This window comes from Nocardioides pollutisoli (assembly GCF_040045055.1).
In the GTDB taxonomy this organism is placed as follows: Bacteria; Actinomycetota; Actinomycetes; order Propionibacteriales; family Nocardioidaceae; genus Nocardioides; species Nocardioides tweenelious.
In genome coordinates, this window is the sequence record NZ_JBDZDU010000001.1 from 3571357 (window position 1) to 3597195 (window position 25839).

Below are 25839 nucleotides of genomic sequence, written 5' to 3' on the forward strand. Positions count from 1 at the left end.
GTGCCGCCGATTCGGCGCGACACTCATCCAAGGAGAAGTAAGAATGGCCAAGATGCGAAAGCGGATGGTCGCCCTGAGCGCCACAGCAGTCATGATGGCTGCTGCTCTGGCGGCTTGTGGCGGCGGATCCGACAACTCGCCCGGCAACGCCGAAAGCGGTGCGCCGAGCGCCAAGGGCGGAACGCTGGAGTACCTCCAGCACTTCCCGTTCGAGAGCACGGACCCGCAGCGGATCTACTACGGCGTCGAGCTGGCGAACTTCCGCCGGACGCTGTACCGCTCCCTCGTGGCATTCCCCTTCGACGACGACGCGGATGTCGCCAACACGCCGCTCCCGGACCTCGCGACCGACACCGGCACCCACAACGATGACAACACGGAGTGGTCGTTCACTCTGAAGGATGGCATCAAGTGGGAGGACGGCTCCGACATCACGTGTGAGGACTTCAAGTACGGCGCCTCGCGTGCGTTCGCCGACGACATCCTCACCGGCGGTGCTGGCTTCTACATCAAGGGCTACCTCGACATCCCGGCCGACCCCAAGGGCGGCTCGATGTACAAGGGTCCCTACCGCAAGACCGGCCAGGAGCTGTTCGACAAGGCCGTCACCTGCGATGGCAAGACCATTACCTACCACTTCAACAAGCCGTGGCCCGACTTCCCGCTCTCCGTGGCGTCCCTGATGGCGACCGACCCCTACAAGGAGTCGATCGACAAGGGCGACAAGAGCAAGTGGATCGTCATGTCCAACGGCCCGTACAAGGTCGAGGGCGGCACCTGGGACGTCAACAAGGGTGCGACGTTCGTCCGCAACGAGAACTACGACCCGTCGACCGACACCCCGGACAAGCTCCGCGAGGCCAACCCGGACCAGATCAACTACGAGCTGTACACCGACTCGGAGCCGATCCTGGACCGTCTGATCGCGGACTCGGGTGACGACAAGAACGCCGTCACCTCCGCTCGGATCCCCCCGGCCTACTTCAGCCAGATCGAGGGCCCGATCGCGGACCGCACCAAGCTGGTCGACTCGCCGTACACCAACTACCTGGTCCCGAACCAGCAGACGCTGACCGACCCGAAGGTCCGCCAGGCCCTCGCGCTCGCGACCAACGTCAACGGCTACATCAAGGCCGAGGGTGGCGACAAGGCTGGTACTCCCGCCGAGTCGATCATCAACCCGGGCCTGCCGGGCTACACCGAGCAGGAGGCCTTCTCCGGCTCCAACGACGGTGACCCGGACGCTGCCAAGGCTCTCCTCGAGGAGGCCGGCGTGACGCTGCCGTACCCGATCAAGTACACCTACGGCCAGTCCGAGACCCAGGACAAGACCGCTGCCGTGCTGAAGGAGGGTTGGGAGAAGGCTGGCTTCAAGGTCACCCTCGACCCGCTCGCCGACACGTACTACGACGTCATCAACCAGCCCGACAAGGACAGCGATGTCGTGTGGGCCGGTTGGGGTGCTGACTGGCCGTCGGCCATGACGGTGCTGCCGCCGCTGTTCGACAGCCGCGCCAACTTCGCTCGCGACGCCAACGGCAACGTGACGAACCTCGGCCAGGACTACGGCTACTACCAGAGCGACGAGTTCGAGGGTCTCATCGACAAGGCCGCCACGGCGCCCGACATCGACACCCAGAACGACCTGCTCACCCAGGCGGACACCGTTCTCGCGAACGACACCGCCTACATCCCGCTGGACACCAGTGTCTTCTACTGGCTGTACGGCTCGGGCATCACGGGCTTCATGACGGATGCCGCCTCGTCGACGTACCCGGACCTCGGTCCGATCGGCGTCACGCAGTGATTGACCGCTAGGTCTAGCGTTAACTAGTCCCAGCAGGGTGGGGGCCCGGTCCGCCGGGTCCCCACCCCTCCACGGGCTCTCGAGCCCACCCCCCGACCTAAGAAGGCAGATCCGGCCTTGCTCGCCTATCTCGTGCGCCGCATCTTCATCGGCATCGTCCTGCTGCTCGCCCTGAGCCTGATGACGTTCTTCCTCTTCTTCGCCTCTCCGGTGGATGTCACCAGGTTCGCCTGTGGCAAGAACTGCACCCCGGAGAAGCGCGCGACGACGGAGAAGGCGCTCGGCTACGACAAGCCAGTGCTCGAGCAGTGGACCGACTTCCTCAAGGGCATCGTGGTCGGTCGTGACTACCCCGACGACCCCGAGCTGCAGGCAGCGGCACCCGACGTGGTGACGCACTGCGCGGCTCCCTGCTTCGGCTACTCCCAGGTCAACGCCCAGACGGTCAACCAGCTGATCAAGGAGGCCGCGCCGGTCTCCGTCTCGCTGGCCCTGATGGCGGTGTTCATCTGGGTCCTGCTCGGGGTCCTGTTCGGACTCCTGGCAGCGGTGACCAAGGGCTCGCTCATCGATAGAGGCATCGTGGGGCTGACGCTGGTGGTCTACGCGTTCCCCACGTTCTTCGTCGCCATCTTCTTGCTCAAGTACGTCGCCATCAAGTGGCAGTGGCTGCCGTTCCCTCAGTACGAGACGATCGCCGAGGGCGGCATCGGCGGCTGGCTGACGAACCTGATCCTGCCGGCGACGACCCTCGCGCTGTTCTACCTGGCCGGCTACGTCCGGATCACCCGAGCCTTCGTGCTCGAGTCGCTCTCGGAGGACTACATCCGGACGGCCACGGCCAAGGGACTGGCGCCACGCAAGGTCCTGTTCAAGCACGCACTGCGTGCCGCACTGACGCCGTTGGTCACGATGATCGGTCTCGACTTCGCCAGCCTGCTCGGTGGCGCGATCATCACGGAGACGGTCTTCAGCTACCACGGACTCGGTGCCCTCGCCGTCCGCGCGAACGTGTCCTACGACCTGCCGGTCCTCATCGGGCTGCTGCTGCTCGCCGGTGCGTTCGTGATCTTGGCCAACATCGTCGTCGACGTGTTGTACGCCTACATCGACCCCCGTGTCCGGCTGGACTGAGCGGACTAGGAAGCACTGATGACCACACCGTTCCTCTCTGTCCAAGACCTGAAGGTCCACTTCCCGACGCCTGACGGCATCGTGAAGGCGACCGACGGGCTCTCCTTCACCCTCGAGAAGGGCCGCACCCTCGGCATCGTGGGTGAGTCGGGCTCCGGCAAGTCCGTGTCGAGCTCGGCCATCCTGGGGCTGCACCGCAAGACCAGCGCCCAGGTGAGCGGCCAGATCCTCCTCGAGGGCACCGACCTGCTCCAGATCAGCGACGAGCAGATGCGCCGCAAGCGTGGTGCCGAGGTCGCGATGATCTTCCAGGACCCGCTGTCCGCGATGCACCCCTACTACACCGTGGGCAACCAGATCTCCGAGGCCTACCGCGTCCACCACAGCGTGAGCAAGAAGGCCGCGCGGACCCGCACCATCGAGATGCTCGACCGGGTCGGCATCCCGCAGCCGGACCGGCGGGTCGACGACTACCCGCACCAGTTCTCGGGCGGCATGCGCCAGCGCGCCATGATCGCGATGGCGCTGATCAACAACCCGAGCCTGCTGATCGCCGACGAGCCGACCACCGCACTCGACGTGACGGTGCAGGCGCAGATCCTCGACCTGCTGCAGGACCTGCAGCGCGAGTTCGAGTCCGCGGTCATCATCATCACCCACGACCTCGGCGTGATCGCCGAGATGGCTGACGAGGTCCTGGTGATGTACGCCGGTCGTGCGGTCGAGTACGGCATGGCCAAGGAGCTGATGACGCACCCGGAGATGCCCTACACGTGGGGCCTGCTCTCCAGCGTGCCGGACGTCGCCGGCGACACGAGCGCCAAGCTGATCCCGATCCCGGGGAGCCCGCCGAGCCTGCTCAACACCCCGTCGGGGTGTGCGTTCCACCCGCGGTGCACGCACTCTGCGAAGGTGCAGGGCGACCTGTGCCGCACCGTGATGCCTGAGCTGGTGCCAGGGACGCGGACCGAGTCGCACCTCAAGCGGTGCCACCTGGCCAACCCTGACGCTATCTACGAACAAGAGGTCCTGCCGGAGATCGCGCCGGACCTGGTGGAGGAACGATGAGCGAGAAGGACCGCAGCTGGTCGAGCCAGCCCCTGGCCACGGGGATGATGCCGAACGAGGACCCCCGGCCCCGCGGTGAGGACCCGACCGACGAGGTCGCCGAGTACATCTCCCCGGAGGGGGGACACGCGGCGACCCAGTTCAACCCGGACGCGCGACCGATCCTCGAGGTCAAGGACCTCAAGATGTACTTCCCGGTGAAGTCCGCCGGCGTGATCCGCCGGACCATCGGCCACGTCCAGGCGGTCGACGGGGTGTCCTTCCAGGTCCCCGCCGGCGGCTCGCTGGGACTCGTGGGCGAGTCCGGGTGCGGCAAGTCGACGACCGGCCGACTGGTCACCCGGCTCTACGAGCCGACCGGTGGCTCGATCGAGTTCGACGGCGAGGACATCACGAAGACCTCGGCGCGGGCCCTCAAGCCGCTGCGCCGTGAGATCCAGATGATCTTCCAGGACCCCTACACCTCGCTCAACCCGCGCCACTCCGTCGGCGCGATCGTCGGCGCTCCGCTGGCGATCCACGGCGTCGTGCCGAAGGACAAGATCCTGCCGCGCGTGCAGGAGCTGCTCGAGGTCGTGGGCCTCAACCCGGAGCACTACAACCGCTACCCGCACGAGTTCTCGGGCGGCCAGCGTCAGCGCATCGGCATCGCCCGGGCGCTCACGCTCCAGCCCAAGCTGCTCGTCGCGGACGAGCCCGTGTCGGCGCTGGACGTGTCGATCCAGGCGCAGGTGATCAACCTGCTCCAGGATCTGCAGAAGGAATTCAACATCGCGTTCCTCTTCATCGCCCACGACCTCGCGGTCGTGCGGCACTTCTGCCCCGAGGTCGCGGTGATGTATCTCGGCAAGGTCGTGGAGATCGCCGACCGGGAGACGCTCTACAACCGGCCCTACCACCCCTATACGCAGGCGCTGCTCTCCGCGGTGCCCGACGTGAAGCAGGCGGTCATCGGCGGTCGGCGTGAGCGGATCCGTCTCGAGGGCGACGTGCCCAGCCCGATCAACCCGCCGTCGGGTTGCCGGTTCCGGACCCGGTGCCCGCTGGCGCAGGAGATCTGCGCCCGGGTCGAGCCCCCGCTCCTGCAGATCGGCAAGCGCCACAAGGTCGCCTGCCACTTCGCGGGCGAGCTGGGCAACCACCCGGTCAAGCCGGTCACGGCGTCGCTCCTCGGGGTCGACGACTCCGGCACCCCGGACCCCGGGGCCACGCCGGCGACGGACCTCGGCAACGAGCCCGGCTACGCCGACACGTGGTTCGACCTCGAGCGCAACACCATGGCGTCTGCCTGACCGTCCCACCCACCGCCTAACCTGAGCGCGTGGACGACGGACTCTTCGACACCCCCGGTGCCGCCCAGCGGCCCGGGGGTGGCGGCTCTCTGAACGCCAACACGCACGCCTCGGCGCCGTTGGCCGTTCGGATGCGCCCGCGCACCCTCGAGGAGCTGGTCGGCCAGGCCCAGCTGCGCGCCCCGGGCTCGCCGCTGCGACGGCTGGTCGAGGGCGACCAGTCGATGTCGCTGCTGCTGTGGGGGCCGCCCGGCACCGGCAAGACCACGATCGCGGCGATCGTCAGCCAGCAGACCGACCGACGCTTCGTCGAGGTGTCCGCGGTCTCGGCCGGCGTGAAGGAGGTGCGCGCGGCGATCGACGCCGCTCGCGCCGAGCTGGTCGCGACCGGCAAGGAGACCGTCCTCTTCGTCGACGAGGTGCACCGGTTCAGCAAGGCCCAGCAGGACGCGCTGCTGCCCGGCGTCGAGAACCGGTGGGTCACGCTGATCGCGGCGACCACCGAGAACCCCTTCTTCAGCGTGATCTCGCCGCTGCTCTCGCGCAGCCTGCTGCTGCGGCTCGAGTCGCTGACCGACGACGACATCCGCGCGGTGGTCTCCGAGGCGCTCGCGGACGAGCGCGGGCTCGGCGGGACCGTGACGCTCGAGGACGACGCCCTCGACCACCTGGTCCGGCTCGCGGGTGGTGACGCCCGGCGCTCGCTGACCTACCTCGAGGCGGCGGCCGGGTCCGCGATCTCGCAGGGTCGCGACGTCGTCGACCTGAAGACGGCCGAGACCGCGGTCGACCAGGCGGCGGTGCGCTACGACCGGCAGGGCGACCAGCACTACGACGTCACCAGCGCCTTCATCAAGTCGATCCGGGGCTCCGACGCCGACGCGGCGATGCACTACCTCGCCCGCATGCTCGAGGCGGGGGAGGACCCGCGCTTCATCGCCCGGCGGCTGGTGATCCTGGCGAGCGAGGACGTCGGCCTGGCCGACCCGACGGCGCTCCCGATCGCCATCGCCGCCGCCCAGGCGGTGCAGCTGATCGGGATGCCCGAGGCCAAGCTCAACCTCGCGCACGCGACGATCGCGCTCGCGGTCGCGCCGAAGTCCAACGCCGTCACGACGGCGCTCGGCGCGGCGTCCGCCGACGTCAAGGCTGGCAAGATCGGGCCGGTGCCCGCCCATCTTCGCGATGCCCACTACGCCGGGTCGAAGAAGCTCGGCCACGGCACGACGTACAAGTACAGCCACGACGAGCCGTTCGGGATCGCCGAGCAGCAGTACGCCCCCGACGTGGTCGTGGACGCCGAGTACTACAAGCCCACCTCGCTCGGCGCCGAGGCCGCGATCAAGGAACGCTGGGAGCGGGTTCGTCGCCTGATCCGCGGGAGATAGGGTCGGGGACCATGCAGGACTGGATCGCGCCCGTCGCCGCGGGGGTGCTGGCGCTCGTCGCGCTCGTGCTCGCCGTGGCCCTGGCGCGCGCTCGTTCCCGCACCGACCGCGCGGTGGCCGCCGCGCGCGCCGAGACCGCGGCGTTGCGCGACCAGCTCGAGGAGCTGGCCCGCCGGGTCGACCGTCCGGCGCCGGTCCGCGCGCCCGTCGACGCGGAGTTCGTGATCACCGACCTCGGCCAGCCCGCAGACGAGCCGCCGCCGGCCGCGCAGGTCAGCACCGCGCTCTTCGCCGACCTGGTGCTCCGCGAGACCGTCGTGAAGGCCGCCTCGCTCGCCCACGGCGTACGCCGAGCACTGGCCCCCGAGACCCGCAACCGGATCCGCTTCGAGATGAAGCGCGAGGTCAAGCGTGCGCGCAAGCAGCGCCGCCTCGACACCCGCGAGGCCCGCCGCGACTGGGAGGCCCGCCAGCGAGCCGAGGGCACCGCCGCATGAAGCGGGGGCTCTGGTTCGTCGCCGGGGCCGGCACGGCCGTCTACGTGATGGTGCGAGGCCGGCGCGCGGCCGAGGTCTTCACCGTCGACGGCCTCAAGGACCGCCTGGGTGCGCTCGAGCTCGGCGCCCGGATGGTGCGCGAGGAGGTCGCCCAGGGCCAGGCCGAGAAGGAATCCGAGTTGCGTGAGCGGCTCGGTCTCGTGCCTCATGGAACACCCGAGCTCACCGGAGGCCGCCACAAGGCGATCCCTCCCCAGGAAGCGACACCCACCGAGGAAGGCAGCACCTGATGGACACCGCGGAGATTCGCCGGCGGTTTATCGCGCACTTCGAGCGCGACGGCCACACCCCGGTGCCCTCGGCATCGCTGCTGCTCGACGACCCGAACCTGCTGTTCGTCAACGCCGGCATGGTGCCCTTCAAGCCCTACTTCCTGGGCCAGGAGACGCCGCCGTACGACCGCGCGACCAGCGTGCAGAAGTGCGTGCGCACCCCCGACATCGAGGACGTCGGCAAGACCACCCGCCACGGCACGTTCTTCGAGATGTGCGGCAACTTCTCCTTCGGCGACTACTTCAAGGAGCACGCGATCGAGCTCGCGTGGGACCTCGTCACCAAGCCGCAGTCCGAGGGTGGGTGGGGCTTCGACGAGAGCCTGCTCTACCCGAGCGTCTACGTCGACGACCCGGAGGCGGTCGCGCTCTGGCGCAAGATCACCGGCCTCCCCGACGACCGCATCGCGCGGCTCGGCAAGGCCGAGAACTACTGGTCGATGGGTGTCCCCGGCCCCGGCGGCCCGTGCTCGGAGATCCTGATCGACCGTGGCCCGGCGTACGGCGCCGACGGCGACTTCTCCGCCGAGGACCGCTACCTGGAGTTCTGGAACCTCGTCTTCATGCAGGACGAGCTCAGCGCGGTGCGTTCCAAGGTCGACTTCGACATCTCCGGCTCGCTTCCGAAGAAGAACATCGACACCGGCATGGGCCTCGAGCGCGTCGCGTTCATGACGCAGGGCGTCGAGAACATGTACGAGATCGACGTGATGTTCCCGGTCATCCAGATGGCCGAGCAGCTGACCGGTCGTCGCTACGGTGCCAACCACGAGGACGACGTGCGCTTCCGGGTCGTCGCCGACCACGTGCGCAGCTCGATGATGCTGATCGCCGACGGCGTCACGCCGGGCAACGAGGCGCGGGGCTACGTGCTGCGTCGCCTGCTGCGCCGTGCGGTCCGCTCGGTGCGCCTGCTCGGCTACGAGGACCCGGCGCTGCCCGAGCTCTTCCCGGTCAGCCGCGACAAGATGGGGGAGACCTACTCCGACCTGCACACCGACTGGGACCGGATCTCCCGGGTCGCGTACGCCGAGGAGGAGGCGTTCCGCAAGACGCTCCAGTCCGGCACGCAGATCTTCGACCTGGCCGCCCAGGACGTGAAGAAGGCCGGAGCGACCACGCTCTCCGGCGACAAGGCGTTCGCGCTGCACGACACCTACGGCTTCCCGTTCGACCTGACGCTCGAGATGGCGTCCGAGGCGGGCCTCGCGGTCGACGAGCAGGGCTTCCGGGCGCTGATGGCCGAGCAGCGGGAGCGCGCGAAGGCGGACGCCCGCGCGAAGCGCGGCCAGCACGCCGACACCGGTGTCTACCGCACCGTGCTCGACGAGCACGGTCCGACGGACTGGCGCGCCTACGAGACGCTCGAGACCGAGTCCAACGCCCTCGCGCTGCTGGTCGGCGGTGCCCCGGCGTCGTCGCTGACCGCGGGCGACGTCGGTGAGCTGGTGCTCGACCTCACCCCGTTCTACGCGGAGTCCGGCGGCCAGGCCGCGGACGCCGGCACCATCGAGTTCGACGGCGGTCGGCTCGAGGTCCTCGACGTCCAGCGGCCGATCAAGGGCCTCGTGGTCCACCAGGTCCGCGTCGTCGACGGCGAGTTCACCCCCGGGCACCTGCTGCACGCGCGGGTCGACCCCGAGTGGCGGACCGGTGCGCGGCAGGCGCACTCCGGCACGCACGTCGTGCACGCGGCGCTGCGCGAGGTGCTCGGCCCCTCCGCGCTGCAGTCCGGCTCCTACAACCGGCCCGGCTACCTGCGTCTCGACTTCGGCTGGACCACCGGCCTGTCGCCGGAGCAGGTGCACGACATCGAGCAGGTCTCCAACCAGGCGCTGCGCGCCGACCTGCCCGTGGGCTGGCAGTACATGACGCTCGCGGAGGCCAAGGAGTGGGGCGCGATCGCGCTCTTCGGCGAGACCTACGACAACACCAAGGTCCGCGTCGTGGAGATCGGTGGCCCCTGGTCGCGCGAGCTCTGCGGTGGCACCCACGTCGACCACTCGTCGCAGATCGGCACCGTCGTCGTCACCGGTGAGTCGTCGGTCGGCTCCGGCAACCGTCGGATCGAGGCGCTCACGGGCGTCGAGGGCTTCGCCTACCTGGCTCGGGAGCGCGACGTCGTCGCCCAGCTCACCGGCCTGCTCAAGACCCAGCCCGACGACCTGGTCGGCCGGGTCGGCGACCTGGTCGAGCGGCTCAAGAGTGCTGAGAAGGAGATCGAGCGGGCGCGGGCGAGCCAGCTGCTCGCCGGCGCGGGCGCGCTCGCGGCCGGTGCGACGAAGGTCGGCCCCGTCAACGTCGTGGCCCACCGGGCTGACGGTGTCGGCGGAGGCGACGTCCGCACCCTCGCGCTCGACGTCCGAGGCCGGCTCCCGCAGGGCGAGCCGGGGGTCGTGGTGGTCATCGGTGCGGTCGACGACAAGGTCTCGGTGGTCGCGGCGGTCACCGACGAGGCCCGGGCTCGTGGTCTGAGCGCCAACGACCTGGTCCGCGCGGTCGGCCCGCTGGTCGGCGGCAAGGGCGGTGGCAAGGACGACGTCGCCCAGGGAGGCGGCACCGACGCGTCGCGGATCGACGAGGCGATCGCCCTCGTGACGGCCGAGGTCGGCCGGGTCGCGGCAGGCTGATGCGCCACGGCGTACGGATCGGCATCGACCCCGGTGACGCGCGGATCGGGGTCGCGCGCAGCGACCCGTCCGGCTTCCTCGCGTCGCCCGTCGAGACCGTGCGCCGCGGCAAGGGCGACCTGGCCCGGATCGCGGCCATCCTGGCCGCCGAGCAGGCGGAGAGCACGGTCGTGGAGGTGGTCGTCGGACTCCCTCGCTCGCTGTCCGGGGGAGAGGGCCCGTCGGCGCTCAAGGTGCGCGAGTTCGCGGCCGCGCTGGTCGCGCGCGTGGCGCCCGTCCCGGTGCGGCTGGTCGACGAGCGGATGACCACCGTGTCTGCGGAGGCTATGCTGCGCGACCGAGGCCGCAAGGGGGGCAAGCGGCGGGCCGTGGTCGACCAGGCGGCCGCCGTACTCATCCTGCAGCACGCACTGGACACCGAACGCGCCACGGGGGCCGCGCCGGGCGAGATCGTCGGGGAGACGTAGATGCGCGACGAGCAGGACCCCACCGGGGACGACCAGATGACGTACGACGACAGCGTGCCGTTCGACGAGGAGCCGGCCCACGAGCCGGGTCGGCGTCGGGGCGCCAAGCGTCGCAGCCTGCCCGGCTGCATCGCCGTGCTGGTGGCCCTCGCGATCATCGCCGGCGGCTTCTACTTCGTCGTCACGTGGGGGATGGGCGTCCTCAAGGACCAGTTCGACTCCGCCGACGACTACTCCGGCCCCGGCCACGGGAAGGTCAGCTTCGAGGTCCACGAGGGCGACACCATCGCCCAGATGGGGCGCAACCTGAAGTCCGACGGGGTGGTCGCCTCGGTCCAGGCCTTCACCGACGCGGCCGCCGCCAACGCGGACTCGACGAAGATCCAGGTCGGGTTCTACCCCCTGAAGAAGGAGATGGCGGCCGACGACGTGGTCGAGATCCTGGTCGATCCCGACAACCAGGTGAAGGACACCGTCACCATCCCCGAGGGACTGCGCGCGGTGGACACCATCGCGATCCTCGCGAAGAAGACGAAGTTCTCGGAGGAGGACTTCCAGAAGGTCATCGACAAGCCCGACGCGCTCGGCCTGCCCGACTACGCGAGCGGCAACGTCGAGGGCTACCTCTTCCCGGCCACCTACGACTTCGGGCCGACGGCGACGCCGACCACGATGCTCAAGGCGATGGTCGACCGGTGGCGCCAGGCCGCGGACGACGCGGACCTCGAGAGCGCGGCCGCCGACCTCGGCTACACGCCCGGCGAGCTGATGACCGTCGCGAGCCTGGTGCAGGCCGAGGGTCGAGGCGACGCCATGCCCAAGATCGCACGCGTGATCTACAACCGGCTCGAGAACCCCGACAACGGGATCACCAACGGGCTGCTGCAGATCGACGCCACGGTCAACTACGCGCTGGACCGCTCGCTGATCGCCGTGCCGACCGAGGAAGACACCAAGGTCGACAGCCCCTACAACACCTATGCCAACACCGGCCTGCCCCCGGGGCCGATCGAGGCGCCCGGCGACGACGCGATCGAGGCCGCTGCGCACCCGGCCGAGGGTGACTGGCTGTTCTACGTGACCGTCAACCTCGCGACCGCGGAGACCAAGTTCACCGCCAGCTACGACGAGTTCCTCCAGTTCAAGCAGGAGCTGCGCGACTACTGCGCCACCAAGTCCGACCGCTGCTAGGCCTGGTCGCCGATGAGATGCGCCGTGCTGGGTGACCCGATCGCCCACTCCCTGTCGCCGACCCTGCACCGGGCTGGCTACCGGGCGGCCGGGCTCGCCTGGGAGTACGACGCCGTACGCGTGCCCGAGGCGGGGTTCGAGGACTTCGTGCTCGGCCTGGGGGCGGGCTGGCGCGGGCTGTCGCTCACCATGCCGCTGAAGCGCCGGGCGATCCCGCTGGCACGCACCGTGACCGAGCGGGCCGCGCTCGCGGGCGCCGCCAACACGCTCGTCCTCGAGGACGGCGCCGTCGTCCTCGCCGACAACACCGACCTCCCGGGCGCGTCCGCTGCCGTCCGGGAGCGCTACGACGGCCCGGTCACCGCCGCGACCGTGCTGGGTGGTGGCGCGACGGCCGCCTCGACCGGGCTGGCCCTGGTCGAGCTCGGTGCGCGCCGGGTGCGCCTGCTGGCCCGCACGCCCGAGCGCGCCGCCGAGGCAGCGGCCGTGATCGCCGCCCACCCCGCCGCTCCGGCCGTCGAGGTCGGGACCCTCGCCGACGGACGTGTCGACGGTGAGGTGGTCGTCTCGACGATCCCTGCGACCGCGCAGGACGACGCGTTGGTCGCGCGCTGCGCCGACCTGCCCGTCGTCTTCGAGGTGATCTACGACCCGTGGCCGACGCCGCTGGCAGCGGCCGTCGGCGACCGCGTCCTGGTGAGCGGGCTCGACCTGCTCGTGCACCAGGCCGTGCTGCAGTTCGAGCTCTTCACCGGCGTCCCGGGTCCGCTGGCTGCGATGCGCGCCGCGGGCGAGGAGGCGCTGGCCGCGCGTCAGGCCGGCAGGTGAGCCTCGACCCGGCGGCGGCGCTGCTCGGTCTGCTGCTGTGCGGCAATGCCGGCCTGCTCGTCCCGGCCCTGATCGCCCGGATCCCGGAGCACGACCCGCCGGCGTACGGCGCGGTCGCCGCCCGGCCCCACCTCGCGGTCGTGAGCGCCCTGGTGGCCGGCGCCTCGGGCGCGCTCGTCGGCGCGGTGACCGGCCTCGCCTGGCCGCTCCTGCTCCTGCTCCCGCTCGTCCCCGTGTCCGTCGCGCTGGCCGTCGTCGACTGGCACACCCACCTGCTGCCCACCGCGGTGGTGCGACCGGTGCAGGTCGGCGTGGTCCTGCTCGGCGTCGCCAGCGCGCTGCTCGACGACGACCTCCCGGCCCTCGGCCGCGCAGCCGTCGGCGGCGTGGTCGTGCTCGCGTTCTTCCACGCGCTCTGGTGGATCCACGCCGCGGGGATGGGGTACGGCGACGTGCGGCTCGCCGCCGCGCTCGGGTTCGCCCTCGGCTACGTCGGCTGGGCCGCGCTGTTGATCGGCATCTACGGGGCGTTCCTGGTCTTCGGGCTCGGCGGCCTCGCCGTCGCGCTGGTCCGGTGGGACCGGTCCCGCCTCAAGGTGGCCTACCCGTTCGGGCCGTTCCTCCTGGCCGGCGCGCTGGCGGGCGTCGTGGTCGGCCAGCCGCTGTGGAGCCATCTCGCGACCGGGTGAGCCGTCCGGCCCGGCGTACGCACGTGAAAGACTGGTCCCATGCTTCGTTGGCTCACCGCGGGCGAGTCCCACGGCCCGTCCCTGGTCGCGATCCTGGAGGGGCTGCCCGCCCATGTCCGGGTGACGTCTGACGACATCTCCGACGCGCTGGCTCGTCGCCGGCTCGGCTACGGCCGTGGCGCCCGGATGAAGTTCGAGCAGGACGAGGTGACCCTGGTCGGTGGTGTCCGCCACGGCGAGACCCAGGGCGGCCCGGTCGCGATCCAGGTCGGCAACACCGAGTGGCCGAAGTGGGAGAAGGTCATGTCGGCCGACCCGGTCGACCCCGACGAGCTCGCCACGATGGCCCGCAACGCGCCGCTCACCCGCCCGCGTCCAGGGCACGCCGACCTGGCCGGCATGCAGAAGTACGACTTCGACGACGCCCGCCCGATCCTCGAGCGCGCCTCGGCACGCGAGACCGCGGCCCGGGTGGCCCTGGGGCGCGTCGCCTCCAACTTCGTCGAGCAGGCCACCGGCGCCCGCATCGTCTCCCACGTCATCGAGCTCGGCGGCGTCCGCGCCCCGGCCGGCGTGTGGCCCGAGCCCGACGACGTCGCGAAGCTCGACGCCGACGAGGTGCGCTGCCTCGACACCGACACCAGCAAGCTGATGGTGGAGCGCATCGACCAGGCTCACAAGGACGGCGACACCCTCGGCGGCGTCGTGGAGGTCGTGGTCCACGGGCTGCCGCCGGGCCTGGGCTCCCACGTCCACTGGGACCGCCGCCTCGACTCGCGGCTGGCCGGCGCCCTGATGGGCATCCAGGCGATCAAGGGCGTCGAGGTCGGCGACGGCTTCGAGCTGGCGGCCACCCCCGGCTCCCTGGCCCACGACGAGATCGTCCCGACCCCCGAGGGCATCCGCCGCGTCAGCGGCCGCTCCGGCGGCACCGAGGGCGGCATGACCACCGGCGAGGTCCTGCGGGTCCGGGCCGCGATGAAGCCGATCGCCACCGTCCCGCGCGCGCTGCGCACCGTCGACCTCGCGACCGGCGAGGAGTCCGTGGCCCACCACCAGCGCTCCGACGTCTGCGCGGTGCCCGCAGCCGGCATCGTCGCCGAGGCGATGGTCGCGCTGGTGCTGGCCGAGGCCGTCCTGGAGAAGTTCGGCGGCGACTCGGTCGGTGAGACCGCGCGCAACGTCTCGTCCTACCTCGACAACCTCCGCTTCAAGTGACCGTCGTGCTGATCGGCCCGATGGGGGCCGGGAAGACCACGGTCGCGGGCCTGCTCGCCGACCGGTGGGGCACCTCGGTGCGCGACACCGACCACGACGTCGAGGCGGCCGAGGGGCGGACCATCGCCGACATCTTCGTCGACTCCGGCGAGGCGACGTTCCGGGCGCTGGAGCGTGCTGCCGTCGCGGAGGCGCTGGCCACCCACGACGGCGTGCTCGCGCTGGGCGGGGGAGCGGTGCTCGACCCGGGCACCCGCGAGCTGCTGGCCGGCCACGACGTGGTCTTCCTGCGGGTCGGCCTCTCCGACGCGGTGAAGCGCGTCGGGCTGGGCTCGTCGCGCCCGATGCTGCTCGGCAACGTGCGGGGGCGGATCAAGGCCCTGCTCGACGAGCGCACCCCGGTCTACGAGTCGGTCGCGACGCTCGTTGTCGAGACCGACGGCCGCAGCGCTGCGGACGTCGCGAACGAGATCGTTGCCGCCCTCAGCCACCCGGCGGACGCATGAGCGACACCACGATCCGGGTCGCCGGCCCCGCGCCGTACGACGTCGTGGTCGGTCACGACCTCGCCGACCGGTTGCCGTCCCTGCTCGGTGCTGGGGTCACCCGCGTCGCCGTCGTCCACCCGCAGGGCCTCGACGCCTCGGTCGTCGCGGCAGCGCTCGGTGACTACACCGTCCTGGACCTGCCGATCCCCGACGGCGAGACCGCCAAGACCGCGGCGGTCGCCGCGAGCTGCTGGGAGGCGCTCGGCGGAGCCGGCTTCACCCGCTCCGACGCCGTCGTCACCTACGGCGGTGGCGCGACGACCGACCTCGGCGGCTTCGTTGCTGCGACCTGGTTGCGCGGGGTCCACGTCGTGCACGTGCCGACGACGCTGCTCGGCATGGTCGACGCGGCCGTCGGCGGCAAGACCGGCATCAACACCGGGTCCGGCAAGAACCTCGTCGGCTCCTTCCACGAGCCGGCCGGCGTGCTCTGCGACCTCACCACCCTGGCGACCTTGCCGCGGGCCGAGCTGGTCGCCGGGCTGGGCGAGGTCATCAAGTGCGGCTTCATCGCCGACCCGGCGATCCTCGACCTGGTCGAGCGCACCGAGCCCGAGGCCCTCACCGCGGAGTCACCGGAGCTGCGCGAGCTGGTCGAGCGCGCCATCCGGGTCAAGGCCGACGTGGTGGCGGGCGACCTCAAGGAGACGGGCGGCGCCGACGGCCACCCGGGACGCGAGGCGCTCAACTACGGCCACACCCTCGCCCACGCCATCGAGCGCCACGAGGACTACGGCATCCGCCACGGCGAGGCGGTCGCGATCGGCTGCGTCTACGTCGCCGAGCTGGCCGGTCGCGCCGGCACCCTCGACCCGGCCGTGGTGGCGCGTCACCACAGCGCCTTCGGCCGCGTCGGGCTGCCCACGTCGTACGACGGCGCCGCCTTCGAGGACCTCCACGCGGCGATGAAGGTCGACAAGAAGTCGCGCGGCTCCCAGCTGCGCTTCGTCGTGCTCGCCGACCTGGCCCGGCCCACGGTCCTGGCCGGTCCGTCCGAGGCCGACCTGCGTGCGGCCTACGCAGCCATCGGAGGTCCCGCATGACCGTGCTCGTCCTCAACGGCCCCAACCTCGGCCGGCTCGGCAAGCGTCAGCCCGAGATCTACGGCACCACCACCCACGCCGAGCTCGCCGAGCTCTGCGTCGGCTGGGGACGCGAGCTCGGCCTCGACGTCGAGGTGCGCCAAACCAACCACGAGGGCGAGATGCTCGACTGGCTCAACGCCGCCGCTGACGACGCGAGCCCCGTCGTGCTCAATGCCGCGGCCTGGACCCACTACTCCTACGCGATCTTCGACGCGTGCGCCCAGCTGGTCGCCCCGCTGGTGGAGGTCCACATCTCCGACCCCCACCAGCGCCCCGAGGAGTTCCGGCACACCTCGGTCGTCACGCCGTACGCCGTCGAGGTGGTCGCCGGCCACGGCATCGACGGCTACCGGATGGCTCTCGAGGTCATCGCCCGTTCTAGCTGAGCGAGCCCAACCAGGTCAGCGAGGCCGACTCGAACCCGCTGAAGCCGAGTGCGCCGCCCGAGGTCTGGGTGACCGTGGCGGTGATGAACTCGCCGGCGTTCAGCTTCACGACGCAGGTCGCGTTGACGAACGTCGCGAGCGCGGCTCCCGCTGAGGCGCGGCGGTCGAAGCAGGCCGGGTTGGAGTTGGACCCGTTCGTGGCGATCGCGACCGTCCGGACGCCGGTGGCGTTGCCGTTGAACCCGATCGATGCGTGGGCGAGGTAGAGCCCGGTCACGGGAGCGACCAGCTTGGTGCCCTCGGCCGGGTCGTACATCGAGGCGACCGTCTCGTACTGCTGGCCGGTGCCCCAGTTGACCGTGGTGATCGTGTCGTTCGGGACGGACGTCGCGGACCCGGTGATCCGCACCGCCGGGATCGTCGCGATCTCCGCGATGTCGACCGAGTCGGGGCCGAGCTGCGGGTTGGGGTAGGTCCCGGTCAGGTCGCCGCCGGCGGGGACGCCGTTGATGGTGGCATCGGTGCCGGGCGGGCCCTGCGGGCCCTGCGCGCCCGGCTCACCCTGCGCACCCGGGGAGCCGTCGGCGCCGGCCGGACCGCGCTCACCCTTGAGGGATGCCTGGGCCTTCTTGCTCAGGTCCTTGGTCTCGATCGACCCGTCCTTGATCTGCTTGCCGGTGATCAGCTTCCCGGCCTGTCGCGCTGCGTCGTTCGCCATCGCCGGTCCGTTGAGCGCGATGAAGAGCGCCAGGATGCCGATGGTGATGCCGAGCCATTGCCGCTTCAAAGTGGTCATCGTTCGACGGTAGGAAGGCCTCGTGCCAACCGGAATGGCCCATCCGGGGGTGGACTAGACCGACGGGCCGGGAACCGATCGGCGGCCCTCCACGTCCGACCGTCCATGAGCGCACAGGTGACGGTCAGTGTCCGCAGCATCGTGATCACGGCCGTCGTGGCCCTGGCCCTGGTGGCCGCCTACGTCCTCGGGAGCGCCGGCGGAGGGCCGGCCAACGCGGCCGACGACGAGTCGTCCTCTACGAAGCCCGACCACCGGGTGCTCACGATGAGCGGGACGGGCGAGGCCACGGCCGTGCCCGACGAGCTCTCCTTCGCCGTCGCGGTGAGCCTGACCCGCGACGACCTCGACACCGCGCTCGACGACGCCAACGCGGCCATGGAGCGGGTGCTCGCGTCCCAGACGGACTACGACGTCGCGAGGTCCGACGTCCAGACGACGGGTCTCTCGATGACCCCGGTCTACGACTACCACCAGTACAGCCCGCCGACGATCCGCGGCTACCGGGTCTCCGAGCGTGCGCGGGTCCTCGTCAAGGACGTCAAGCAGGGCGGCTCCGCCGTGAGCGCCGCGGTCGCGGCCGGCGGCAACGACGTCCGGGTCAGCGACATCCGGCTGCTGGTCGGCGACTCCGACGCCGTGATGGCCGAGGCCCGCGACGCGGCCGTCGCCGAGGCGAAGGCCAAGGCCGAGCAGTACGCCGAGGCCTCGGGGCAGGAGCTCGGCGAGGTGATGACCCTGCGGGAGGTCCACGCCCGGCCGGTGCCGACCCCGACAGCGAGCATCGGCCGCGGCGCGATGGCCTACGACAGCGCGATGGTGGGCCTGTCGAAGACGCCGATCCGGGCCGGGAAGGAGACCGGCAAGGTGACCGTGCAGATCGTGTGGAGCCTCGCCTGAGTCACACCCCGGAGGTGGGTCGGCTCGGCAGTTCGGCAGACCGCACGCCTGCCGATAGACTCGGTCGCTGCTGCTCGGACCCCGTCCGGGGCGGCACTCCGACTCTCGACTGCAGTAAGGCTGACACGCGCGCATGGCAACCACGAACGACCTGAAGAACGGCATGGTTCTCAACATCGACGGCCAGCTCTGGGCCGTCGTCGAGTTCCAGCACGTCAAGCCGGGCAAGGGCCCCGCCTTCGTGCGCACCAAGCTCAAGAACGTCGAGTCCAACAAGACCGTCGACAAGACGTTCAACGCCGGCACCAAGGTCGAGACCGCCACGGTCGACCGCCGCACGATGCAGTACCTCTACAACGACGGCTCGTCCTTCGTCTTCATGGACGTCTCCGACTACGAGCAGATCGAGATCGCGCCCGAGATCGTTGGCAACGCCGCCAACTTCCTCCTGGAGAACCAGGAGGCCGTCGTGGCCACCAACGAGGGCCGCGTGCTCTTCATCGAGATGCCGGCCTCGGTCGAGCTGGTCGTCACCTTCACCGAGCCCGGCCTCGCCGGCGACTCGGCCACCGGCCGCACCAAGCCGGCCACCCTCGAGACCGGTCACGAGATCCAGGTCCCGCTCTTCATCAACCAGGGCGAGAAGGTCAAGGTCGACACCCGCGACTCGTCCTACATGGGGCGCGTCAAGTCTTGAGCGCTCGTTCGAAGGCCCGCAAGCGCGCCCTGGACATCCTCTTCGCCTCCGACGTGCGGGGCGAGTCCGCGGTCGCGGCGCTCGACACGGCGATCGCCGACGGCGAGGGTCCGACCAACGACTACACCGGGGTGCTCGTGCGCGGCGTGGTCGAGCACCAGGCCCGGCTCGACGAGCTGCTCTCGTCGTACTCCGAGGGCTGGACCCTAGACCGGATGCCTGCGGTCGACCGCAACGTGCTGCGCCTGGGCCTGTGGGAGATGCTGTACGCCGACGACGTCCCGGACACGGTCGCGATCAGCGAGGCCATGGCCCTCGTGCAGGACCTGTCCACCGACGAGTCACCGCAGTTCGTCAACGGCATCCTCGGCAACCTGCAGCGCAACAAGGCCTCGCTCGCCTGAGCCTGCTCCTGGTGCGTGCGCTTGACTCCTCCGCAATGCTGGTGCCATGAGCGAGCATGAGGTCGACCTGGTCGTCATCGGTGCGGGACCCGGGGGCGAGGCCCTCGGCAGCGGCGCCGCGAAGGCGGGCCTCGAGGTCGTGGTCGTCGACCGGCACCTGGTCGGTGGCGAGTGCCCCTACTACGGGTGCATCCCGACCAAGATGATGGTGCGCGGCGCCGACGCCGTGGCGGAGGTACGCCGGGCTGCCGAGGTCGCGGGCGAGGCCACCATCGTCCCGGCCTGGTCCGTGGTCGCCCGGCGCATCGACGAGCAGGCCACCACCGGCTGGGACGACACGATCGCCGTCGACCGCCTCCGCGACGCCGGCGCGACCGTCCACCACGGCATCGCCCGTCTCGACGGCGTCGGCCGGGTGAACGTCGAGGAGCCGGACGGCACCGTCCACACCTACACGACCCGGCGCGGCGCGGTGATCAACACCGGCACGCGTCCGGCCGTCCCGCCCGTCGACGGGCTCGCGGACACGCCGTACTGGACCAACCGCGACGCCGTGCAGCTCACGGAGCTGCCGGGCTCCCTGGTCGTCGTGGGTGGGGGACCGATCGGCTGCGAGATGGCACAGGTCTTCTCGCGCTTCGGCGTGCGGGTGACCGTCGTCCAGCACGGTCCGCGCCTGATCCCGGCCAACGAGCCGGAGGCCGCCACCCTCCTGGCCGACACCTTCGCCCAGGAAGGGATCCGGGTGCTGACCGACGTCGAGCTGCAGAGCGCGGCGTACGCCGACGGCGCCTTCACGCTCGGGCTCGACACGGGAGAGACGCTGACCGCCGACAAGGTGCTGGTCGCGGCCGGACGGACGCCCAACCTCGACGACCTCGGCCTGGAGACGGTCGGGCTCGACCCGAGCGCGCGGACCGTGAGCGTGGACGAGTGGCTGCGTGCCGGTGAGAAGCTCTGGGCGATCGGGGACGTGACCGGCAAGGGGGCGTTCACGCACGTGTCGATGTACCAGTCCGCGATCGCGCTCCGCGACATCCTCGACCAGGGCGGGGCCTCGGCCACCTACCACGCCCTCCCGCACGTGACCTTCACCGATCCCGAGGTCGGCGGCGTGGGGATGACGGAGCAGCAGGCGCGCGACGCCGGTCTCACGGTGCGCGTCGGCTCGACGCAGCTGGAGTCCTCCTCGCGGGGTTTCACCCACGGTTCGGGCGGGCACGGCCTGATCAAGGTCGTGGAGGACGCCGACCGTGGGGTGCTCGTCGGTGCGACCGCGATGGGGCCCGCGGGCGGGGAGATCCTCGGCTTCCTCGCCGTCGCGGTGCACGCGGAGGTCCCGGTCGACACCCTGAGGAACATGATCTATGCCTACCCGACCTTCCACCGCGCCATCGAGTCGGCGCTCGCCGATCTCTCCTGACCCCACCGCCGCGCGGGCGCGGCACCTGTCGCGGTGAGCGTCGACGTGGTGGTCCTCGGGCTCGGCCCCGGGGGAGAGCACGCCGCCCGCAAGCTCGCCGAAGCGGGGCTGCAGGTCGTCGGTGTCGAGAGGGAGCTGGTCGGCGGCGAGTGCCCCTTCTGGGGATGTACGCCGTCCAAGCTGCTGGTCCACTCGGCGCACGCCCACCAGGGCTGGCCGCGGGCCGCGGCGCGCATCCGTGAGGCCAACCACGACTGGACCGACGACCAGCACGCCGGGCCGCTCGAGGAGGCCGGGGTGCGGATCGTTCGCGGCGAGGGCCGGCTCGTCGGACCCGGCCGGGTCGAGGTCGACGGCACGACGTACGACGCCCGCCTGGGCGTGGTGCTCGACACCGGGACCGCCCCGGCGGTGCCCCCGATCGACGGTCTGGCCGGCACGCCGTACTGGACCAACCGCGAGGTGATGAAGCAGACCGAGGCGCCGAAGTCGTTGGTCGTGCTCGGCGGCGGACCGATCGGCTGCGAGCTCGCTCAGGCGGCGGCGCGGCTCGGCAGCCGGGTCACGCTGCTGGAGACCGCCGATCGCATCCTCGGACCCGAGGAGCCGGAGGCCGCCGAGGTCGTCGAGGCCGCACTGCGCCGCGTCGGCGTCGACGTCCGCACCGGCGTGGAGGTCGCCCGGGTCGACCACGACGGCTCCTTCACGCTCACGCTCGATGACGGGACCGTGACGGCTGCCCACCTGCTGATCGCCACGGGTCGCGAGCTCAACCTCGGTGGCCTCGACGACACCGACCACGTCGAGACCGACGAGCGGATGCGTGCGGGAGAGAAGCTCTGGGCGGTCGGTGACATCACCGGCCACGGAGCCTTCACGCACGTCTCGATCTACCAGGCCCAGGTCGCCGTGCGCGACCTGCTCGGGGAGGACGGCCCGTGGGCCGACTACCGCGCCGTCAGCCGGGTGACGTTCACCGACCCCGAGGTGGGCTCGGTCGGCCTGACCGAGAAGGCTGCTCGCGAGGCGGGGGTCCGGGTCGCGGTCGGCCACGCGCAGATCCCGAAGGCGAGCCGTGGCTGGATCGACGAGGCCGACGGCGTGGTCAAGGTGGTCGCCGACGCCGACCGCGGTGTGCTGGTCGGCGGCACCGTCGTCTCGCCGTACGGCGGGGAGGTGGTCGGACTGCTCTCGGCTGCGGTCCACGCCGAGATCCCGGTCGCGACCCTGCGCGGGATGCACTTCGCCTACCCGACCTTCCACCGCGCGATCGCCGCCGCGCTGGGTGACCTGGCGGGCTGAGACGTTTCGCGGTCCCGGCCGCGGGAGACATGTCGGGAGTGACTGTCTCGGTGAAGCTCCGCGTCGCGATCGCCGTCGCCGTCGGCGGCTTCCTGGTCGCGGGCTGCTCGTCGTCCGACGACGCGCCGAGCGCCGACCCGGGCCAGCCGACCTCTGCCAGCCCGACAGCCGCCACGACCGCGAGCGCCACGCCGGCCGAGTGCCAGGTGGCGGGCTTCGTCCCGCGGACGGCCATCGCCCTGCAGCGCCAGCGGCCGGTGGTCGTCTACGCCCACGGGATCACCCTCGCTCCCGGGAGCCAGGTCGGCAGCAAGGCCCTGGACCTGAACCGCGCGGACTACATCCGGCTGAGGGTGCACGCGGACGACCCGGACGCCACCCTCACCGCTGCCGATCGAGCGCAGATCCTCGCCTCCGGTGGCGGCCCGGTCGAGAACGGTGAGATCGACGACGTCGTCTACGGCCGGATGTTCCTGAAGAACACCGGGCCCCGCAACCAGAGCTATGTCGTCTACCGCGGCTCGAACGTCTACTCCGGCACCTGGACCAAGCGGGTCTGCGGGGCGCCGTACAACGACGGGACCTCGGTCGACAGGATCACCGGCACCTACTCGACCCTGAGCGAGATCGGCCCGGTCAAGGTCGCGGGTTGCCACGTGGCGGCCAGCGACTCCCGCATCGACCGCTACGCGGCACGCCGCGCCTGTCGAGACTTCTGAGCCAGGTCGGTGTGACCGGCCGAAATCGGGGGAAGGAACACCGCAGCAGGACCCACCTGCCACCTGAGGGAGGACACCGATGTCGCAGGAAGCTTGGAGCTCGGGAGGCTCGCGACACGACGCCGACGACACCAGTGACCGGCTCTACACGCCCGAGGACTTCGCGGCATACGCAGCGCGCCGCGAGGGTCGGCCCGACGGAGCCGGAGCGCGTGACCCGCTGACGGACCCACTGGGCGACCCGCTCGTCGACCCGCTCGTGGACCCGCTCGGCGAGGTCCCGGCAGCGGCAGCGGCACCGACCGCCCCGCCGACCAGCCCGCCCCTGGCGTACCGCCCCACGACGCCGCCGCCCGCCGGCCCGCCGCCGAGCGCCCCGCCGGCCGCCCCTCTGATGCTCCCGACGGCCCAGGCACCCGCCCAGGCTCTCCCCGAGGTGTCCGCCGAGGCGCCCGCAGAGGCCGACGGCGAGGTACGCCGGTTCATGACCGCGACCGACTTCCTGGACCGGCGGGACGCCGACCAGGAGCACGGCCCCGCGACCTGGGGCTGGCGCGGCAAGATGCGCAAGTGGAGCGGTGGCCTGATCACGCCGCGGATGGGACCCGAGGAGCTCGCCTACGAGCTCGACCGCCAGTCGATCCAGCGCGACTTCGACGGCCCGCGCACGATCGCCTTCATCAACCCCAAGGGTGGCGCGGCCAAGACCACCGGTGTGCTCGCGGCGGGCTACACCTTCGGCACCGTGCGCGGTGGCGGCGTGGTCGCCTGGGACAACAACGAGACCCGCGGCACCCTCGGCATCCGGGGCACCCGCAGCACCCACCGCAACACCACCCGCGAGCTGCTCGAGGACCTCGAGCGGTTCACCGACGTCTACCAGTCGCGCATCGGCGACCTGGGGGCGTTCGTGCGCTCGCAGGGCGACGCCCACTTCGACGTGCTCGCGTCCGACGAGCGACCCGACGTGACCGGCACGATCCGGGCCCAGGACTTCGACGCGGTGCACAAGCTGCTCGAGCGCTTCTACCGGATCATCCTGATCGACACCGGCAACAACATGCGTGCCGAGAACTGGCTCGCGGCCGCCGGTGCCGCCGACCTGCTGGTCGTGACCAGCACCGTCCGCGAGGACACCGGCTACAGCGGGCTGTGGATGCTCGACGCCCTCCAGGACGCGGGCTACCAGAACCTCAAGTACAAGACCGTCACGATCCTGTCGGACCCCTCAGCGAACGTGGACGCCAAGCTCGCCGCCGACCTGGTCGACGTCTACCAGCAGCGCACCCGCGGGGTCTACCGCGTGCCCTACGACCCGGCGCTGGTCGCCGGCTCGGTGGTGCCCTACAACCAGCTCTCGCAGCACACCCGGATGCAGTGGCTCAAGGCCTGCGCAGGCATGGCGGCTGCCCTCTGACCTGACCCGGCTCTTCTGCACGTCCCAGACCCACTGACCCGGCTCTTCCGCTCGCTCGACCCGAGCGGACGGGCCGGGTCGGTGCTATTTCCGCGTGCACACGGGCCGGGTCAGCGCTTGGCGGCGCCCCAGCCGTGCCACTTCTCGACGGTCAGCCAGCAGCTGGTGCGCGGGCTCTCGCGGTCGGGGTACGGCGACCCGCCGTAGTGGACGCTCAGTCGGTCGATGTCGGTGAGACCGTCGTCGGCCACCAGACCCTCGACCCGGCCGATGAGGGAGACGTGGGTGTACCAGCTGTTCTCGTCGAGGACCGTCAGCGTGGCACGGGGGTCACGCCGGAGGTGCTGGAGGCGCACCCGGGTGTCGTCCATGTTCAGCAGCACCCGGTCGTCGTCCTCGAGGAGGTACCAGGTGGCGACCGAGATCGGCTGGCCGTCGGAGCGCAGCGTGGTCACCACCGCCGGGTTGGGCTTGAGCAGCAGGGCGCGTACGTCGTCGGGGAACGGGAGCTCGGGCATGGATCCTCCAGGTGTCGGGTTGTGTCCACCGTAGGAGTACCCACCGATCGAGAGGTGTCATCACCGTGCGAGCAGTCGTCTACCGCCAGACAGGTCCGTCGTCCGTCCTCGAGACCGTCGACCGTGAGCTCCCCGAGCCCGGTCCGGGCGAGGTGCGGGTGCGGGTCGTCCGTGCGGGCGTGAACCCGACCGACTGGAAGTTCCGCGCCGGCATGATGGCGGGCCACGACGAGGTGGTGCCCGGCCAGGACGGCGCCGGGGTGGTCGACGCGGTCGGCCCGGGGGTCGACGAGCTCGCGGTCGGCGACCGCGTCTGGTTGGTGCTCGCTCAGCACGGTCGGCCCTACGGCACCGCCGCCGAGTTCACCGTCCAGCCGGTCGAGCGGGTCGCGCGACTGGCCGACGCGGCGTCGTACGACCTCGGCGCGAGCCTCGGGGTGCCGGCGGTGACCGCCCACCGGGCGCTGACCGCGGCCGAGGACGGCCCGAGCCGGCTGGGGCCGGGCACCCTCGCCGGTCGCGTCGTCCTGGTCGCCGGGGGAGCGGGAGCCGTGGGAAACGCTGCCATCCAGCTGGCCCGCTGGTCCGGCGCCACGGTCGTGACCACGGTCAGCAGCGACGAGAAGGCCGAGCTGGCGCGCGCGGCCGGTGCCGACCACGTCGTCAACTACCGGGAGACCGATGCCATGGCCGCCATCCGGGCGATCGCACCCGACGGCGTGGACATCGCGGTCGAGGTCGCGCCGGCCCAGAACATCGGCATCGACCTCGACGTCGTCAAGGTGCACGGGCTCGTCTCGATCTACGCCAACAACGGCGGCGACGAGCTGACGATGCCGCTGCGGGCGGCGTTCGGGAAGAACCTGCGCTTCCAGTTCCTGATCCTCTACACGCTGCACGCCGCGCTGGTCCGCGCCGCGATCGAGGACGTCAACGCGGCGGTCGCGGCCGGGGCGCTCCGCGTGGGCGAGGACGCCGGGGTGCCGCTGCACCACTTCCCGTTGGAGCAGACGGCCGCGGCCCACGACGCCGTCGAGGCCGGCGCGATCGGGAAGGTGCTCCTCGACGTCACCGATGCGTAAGACGCGCGGGCGTCGTGCTCA

Annotated in this window: 26 protein-coding genes; 24 read left to right on the forward strand and 2 right to left on the reverse strand. The window is 71.1% G+C overall.

From position 1 onward, the window contains the following. Positions 1-43: 43 nt before the first annotated feature. The 16 genes from ABLE68_RS17545 to ABLE68_RS17620 all read left to right on the forward strand — a co-directional run bounded on the left by ABLE68_RS17545 (position 44) and on the right by ABLE68_RS17620 (position 16560). A complete protein-coding gene (locus tag ABLE68_RS17545) occupies positions 44-1807 on the forward strand; it encodes an ABC transporter substrate-binding protein (protein WP_348873111.1) in 1764 nt (587 codons plus the stop codon). Positions 1808-1924: 117 nt separating this feature from the next. Beyond that, on the forward strand, positions 1925-2941 hold the full coding sequence (locus tag ABLE68_RS17550; protein WP_348873113.1) for an ABC transporter permease: 1017 nt from the start codon (positions 1925-1927) through the stop codon (positions 2939-2941). Between the two features lie 18 nt (positions 2942-2959). After that, positions 2960-4009: an ABC transporter ATP-binding protein gene (locus ABLE68_RS17555; protein ID WP_348873115.1), complete on the forward strand. Its 1050-nt coding sequence runs from the start codon at positions 2960-2962 to the stop codon at positions 4007-4009. Then, positions 4006-5301: an ABC transporter ATP-binding protein gene (locus tag ABLE68_RS17560; RefSeq protein WP_348873117.1), complete on the forward strand. Its 1296-nt coding sequence runs from the start codon at positions 4006-4008 to the stop codon at positions 5299-5301. The genes ABLE68_RS17555 and ABLE68_RS17560 overlap by 4 nt, the downstream gene beginning before the upstream one ends. A gap of 29 nt (positions 5302-5330) precedes the next feature. After that, a complete protein-coding gene (locus ABLE68_RS17565; RefSeq protein WP_348873119.1) occupies positions 5331-6689 on the forward strand; it encodes a replication-associated recombination protein A in 1359 nt (452 codons plus the stop codon). Between the two features lie 11 nt (positions 6690-6700). Then, positions 6701-7186, forward strand: coding sequence for a hypothetical protein (locus ABLE68_RS17570; RefSeq protein WP_348873120.1), 486 nt, complete (start codon positions 6701-6703; stop codon positions 7184-7186). After that, positions 7183-7476, forward strand: coding sequence for a DUF6167 family protein (locus ABLE68_RS17575; protein WP_348873122.1), 294 nt, complete (start codon positions 7183-7185; stop codon positions 7474-7476). Before ABLE68_RS17570 ends, ABLE68_RS17575 begins: the two co-directional genes overlap by 4 nt. Continuing rightward, positions 7476-10148: an alanine--tRNA ligase gene (gene alaS, locus ABLE68_RS17580; protein WP_348873124.1), complete on the forward strand. Its 2673-nt coding sequence runs from the start codon at positions 7476-7478 to the stop codon at positions 10146-10148. The genes ABLE68_RS17575 and alaS overlap by 1 nt, the downstream gene beginning before the upstream one ends. Further along, positions 10148-10615 carry a Holliday junction resolvase RuvX gene (gene ruvX / locus ABLE68_RS17585; protein WP_348873126.1) on the forward strand — a complete coding sequence of 156 codons (468 nt, stop codon included), beginning with the start codon at positions 10148-10150 and terminating at the stop codon, positions 10613-10615. The genes alaS and ruvX overlap by 1 nt, the downstream gene beginning before the upstream one ends. After that, positions 10616-11806 carry an endolytic transglycosylase MltG gene (mltG, locus tag ABLE68_RS17590; protein ID WP_348873127.1) on the forward strand — a complete coding sequence of 397 codons (1191 nt, stop codon included), beginning with the start codon at positions 10616-10618 and terminating at the stop codon, positions 11804-11806. It abuts the gene before it with no gap. A gap of 12 nt (positions 11807-11818) precedes the next feature. Continuing rightward, on the forward strand, positions 11819-12634 hold the full coding sequence (locus ABLE68_RS17595; RefSeq protein WP_348873129.1) for a shikimate dehydrogenase: 816 nt from the start codon (positions 11819-11821) through the stop codon (positions 12632-12634). Further along, the gene (locus tag ABLE68_RS17600; protein WP_348873131.1) at positions 12631-13323 is read left to right on the forward strand and encodes a prepilin peptidase; all 693 of its coding nucleotides are present in this window, start codon (positions 12631-12633) and stop codon (positions 13321-13323) included. Before ABLE68_RS17595 ends, ABLE68_RS17600 begins: the two co-directional genes overlap by 4 nt. A gap of 39 nt (positions 13324-13362) precedes the next feature. Beyond that, on the forward strand, positions 13363-14541 hold the full coding sequence (gene aroC / locus ABLE68_RS17605; protein ID WP_348873133.1) for a chorismate synthase: 1179 nt from the start codon (positions 13363-13365) through the stop codon (positions 14539-14541). Positions 14542-14561: 20 nt separating this feature from the next. Then, positions 14562-15047 (forward strand): shikimate kinase, encoded by a 486-nt coding sequence (locus tag ABLE68_RS17610; RefSeq protein ID WP_348873303.1) that lies wholly within the window; start codon positions 14562-14564, stop codon positions 15045-15047. After that, complete coding sequence (aroB, locus tag ABLE68_RS17615) at positions 15044-16132, forward strand: 3-dehydroquinate synthase (protein ID WP_348873135.1); 1089 nt, start codon at positions 15044-15046, stop codon at positions 16130-16132. The genes ABLE68_RS17610 and aroB overlap by 4 nt, the downstream gene beginning before the upstream one ends. After that, a complete protein-coding gene (locus ABLE68_RS17620) occupies positions 16129-16560 on the forward strand; it encodes a type II 3-dehydroquinate dehydratase (RefSeq protein ID WP_348873137.1) in 432 nt (143 codons plus the stop codon). Before aroB ends, ABLE68_RS17620 begins: the two co-directional genes overlap by 4 nt. Here the strand turns inward: ABLE68_RS17620 and ABLE68_RS17625 are convergent. Then, a complete protein-coding gene (locus ABLE68_RS17625; RefSeq protein ID WP_348873138.1) occupies positions 16553-17356 on the reverse strand; it encodes a collagen-like triple helix repeat-containing protein in 804 nt (267 codons plus the stop codon). The two genes, ABLE68_RS17620 and ABLE68_RS17625, sit on opposite strands and share 8 nt — an antisense overlap. Positions 17357-17473: 117 nt before the next feature. On the opposite strand from ABLE68_RS17625, the gene ABLE68_RS17630 reads away from it, so the two are divergent. The 7 genes from ABLE68_RS17630 (at position 17474) to ABLE68_RS17660 (ending at position 24218) form a co-directional block, all read left to right on the forward strand. Next, on the forward strand, positions 17474-18256 hold the full coding sequence (locus tag ABLE68_RS17630) for an SIMPL domain-containing protein (RefSeq protein ID WP_348873139.1): 783 nt from the start codon (positions 17474-17476) through the stop codon (positions 18254-18256). A gap of 133 nt (positions 18257-18389) precedes the next feature. Continuing rightward, positions 18390-18953 carry an elongation factor P gene (efp, locus tag ABLE68_RS17635; protein WP_348873140.1) on the forward strand — a complete coding sequence of 188 codons (564 nt, stop codon included), beginning with the start codon at positions 18390-18392 and terminating at the stop codon, positions 18951-18953. Then, positions 18950-19357, forward strand: coding sequence for a transcription antitermination factor NusB (nusB, locus tag ABLE68_RS17640; RefSeq protein WP_348873141.1), 408 nt, complete (start codon positions 18950-18952; stop codon positions 19355-19357). The genes efp and nusB overlap by 4 nt, the downstream gene beginning before the upstream one ends. Positions 19358-19403: 46 nt before the next feature. Next, positions 19404-20780 carry a dihydrolipoyl dehydrogenase family protein gene (locus ABLE68_RS17645; protein ID WP_348873142.1) on the forward strand — a complete coding sequence of 459 codons (1377 nt, stop codon included), beginning with the start codon at positions 19404-19406 and terminating at the stop codon, positions 20778-20780. A 33-nt stretch (positions 20781-20813) separates the two neighbouring features. Beyond that, positions 20814-22082 (forward strand): dihydrolipoyl dehydrogenase family protein, encoded by a 1269-nt coding sequence (locus tag ABLE68_RS17650; protein WP_348873143.1) that lies wholly within the window; start codon positions 20814-20816, stop codon positions 22080-22082. A gap of 50 nt (positions 22083-22132) precedes the next feature. Then, positions 22133-22801 carry a hypothetical protein gene (locus ABLE68_RS17655; RefSeq protein WP_348873144.1) on the forward strand — a complete coding sequence of 223 codons (669 nt, stop codon included), beginning with the start codon at positions 22133-22135 and terminating at the stop codon, positions 22799-22801. Between the two features lie 79 nt (positions 22802-22880). Next, a complete protein-coding gene (locus ABLE68_RS17660) occupies positions 22881-24218 on the forward strand; it encodes a hypothetical protein (protein WP_348873145.1) in 1338 nt (445 codons plus the stop codon). A 110-nt stretch (positions 24219-24328) separates the two neighbouring features. Here the strand turns inward: ABLE68_RS17660 and ABLE68_RS17665 are convergent, their stop codons facing one another. Further along, positions 24329-24736: a PPOX class F420-dependent oxidoreductase gene (locus ABLE68_RS17665; protein ID WP_348873146.1), complete on the reverse strand. Its 408-nt coding sequence runs from the start codon at positions 24734-24736 to the stop codon at positions 24329-24331. Positions 24737-24801: 65 nt separating this feature from the next. On the opposite strand from ABLE68_RS17665, the gene ABLE68_RS17670 reads away from it, so the two are divergent. Then, positions 24802-25818 carry an NADPH:quinone reductase gene (locus tag ABLE68_RS17670; protein ID WP_348873147.1) on the forward strand — a complete coding sequence of 339 codons (1017 nt, stop codon included), beginning with the start codon at positions 24802-24804 and terminating at the stop codon, positions 25816-25818. Positions 25819-25839 lie beyond the last annotated feature (21 nt).

Coding starts and splice junctions, on each gene's coding strand:
- alaS (WP_348873124.1), top strand. CDS start 7,476: ATGGACACCGCGGAGATTCGCCGGCGGTTTATCGCGCACTTCGAGCGC.
- ABLE68_RS17665 (WP_348873146.1), bottom strand. CDS start 24,736: ATGCCCGAGCTCCCGTTCCCCGACGACGTACGCGCCCTGCTGCTCAAG.
- ABLE68_RS17595 (WP_348873129.1), top strand. CDS start 11,819: ATGAGATGCGCCGTGCTGGGTGACCCGATCGCCCACTCCCTGTCGCCG.
- aroB (WP_348873135.1), top strand. CDS start 15,044: ATGAGCGACACCACGATCCGGGTCGCCGGCCCCGCGCCGTACGACGTC.
- ABLE68_RS17610 (WP_348873303.1), top strand. CDS start 14,562: ATGGGGGCCGGGAAGACCACGGTCGCGGGCCTGCTCGCCGACCGGTGG.
- ABLE68_RS17660 (WP_348873145.1), top strand. CDS start 22,881: ATGTCGCAGGAAGCTTGGAGCTCGGGAGGCTCGCGACACGACGCCGAC.
- ABLE68_RS17645 (WP_348873142.1), top strand. CDS start 19,404: ATGAGCGAGCATGAGGTCGACCTGGTCGTCATCGGTGCGGGACCCGGG.
- efp (WP_348873140.1), top strand. CDS start 18,390: ATGGCAACCACGAACGACCTGAAGAACGGCATGGTTCTCAACATCGAC.
- ABLE68_RS17555 (WP_348873115.1), top strand. CDS start 2,960: ATGACCACACCGTTCCTCTCTGTCCAAGACCTGAAGGTCCACTTCCCG.
- ruvX (WP_348873126.1), top strand. CDS start 10,148: ATGCGCCACGGCGTACGGATCGGCATCGACCCCGGTGACGCGCGGATC.
- mltG (WP_348873127.1), top strand. CDS start 10,616: ATGCGCGACGAGCAGGACCCCACCGGGGACGACCAGATGACGTACGAC.
- ABLE68_RS17625 (WP_348873138.1), bottom strand. CDS start 17,356: ATGACCACTTTGAAGCGGCAATGGCTCGGCATCACCATCGGCATCCTG.
- ABLE68_RS17560 (WP_348873117.1), top strand. CDS start 4,006: ATGAGCGAGAAGGACCGCAGCTGGTCGAGCCAGCCCCTGGCCACGGGG.
- ABLE68_RS17620 (WP_348873137.1), top strand. CDS start 16,129: ATGACCGTGCTCGTCCTCAACGGCCCCAACCTCGGCCGGCTCGGCAAG.
- ABLE68_RS17545 (WP_348873111.1), top strand. CDS start 44: ATGGCCAAGATGCGAAAGCGGATGGTCGCCCTGAGCGCCACAGCAGTC.
- ABLE68_RS17570 (WP_348873120.1), top strand. CDS start 6,701: ATGCAGGACTGGATCGCGCCCGTCGCCGCGGGGGTGCTGGCGCTCGTC.
- ABLE68_RS17575 (WP_348873122.1), top strand. CDS start 7,183: ATGAAGCGGGGGCTCTGGTTCGTCGCCGGGGCCGGCACGGCCGTCTAC.
- aroC (WP_348873133.1), top strand. CDS start 13,363: ATGCTTCGTTGGCTCACCGCGGGCGAGTCCCACGGCCCGTCCCTGGTC.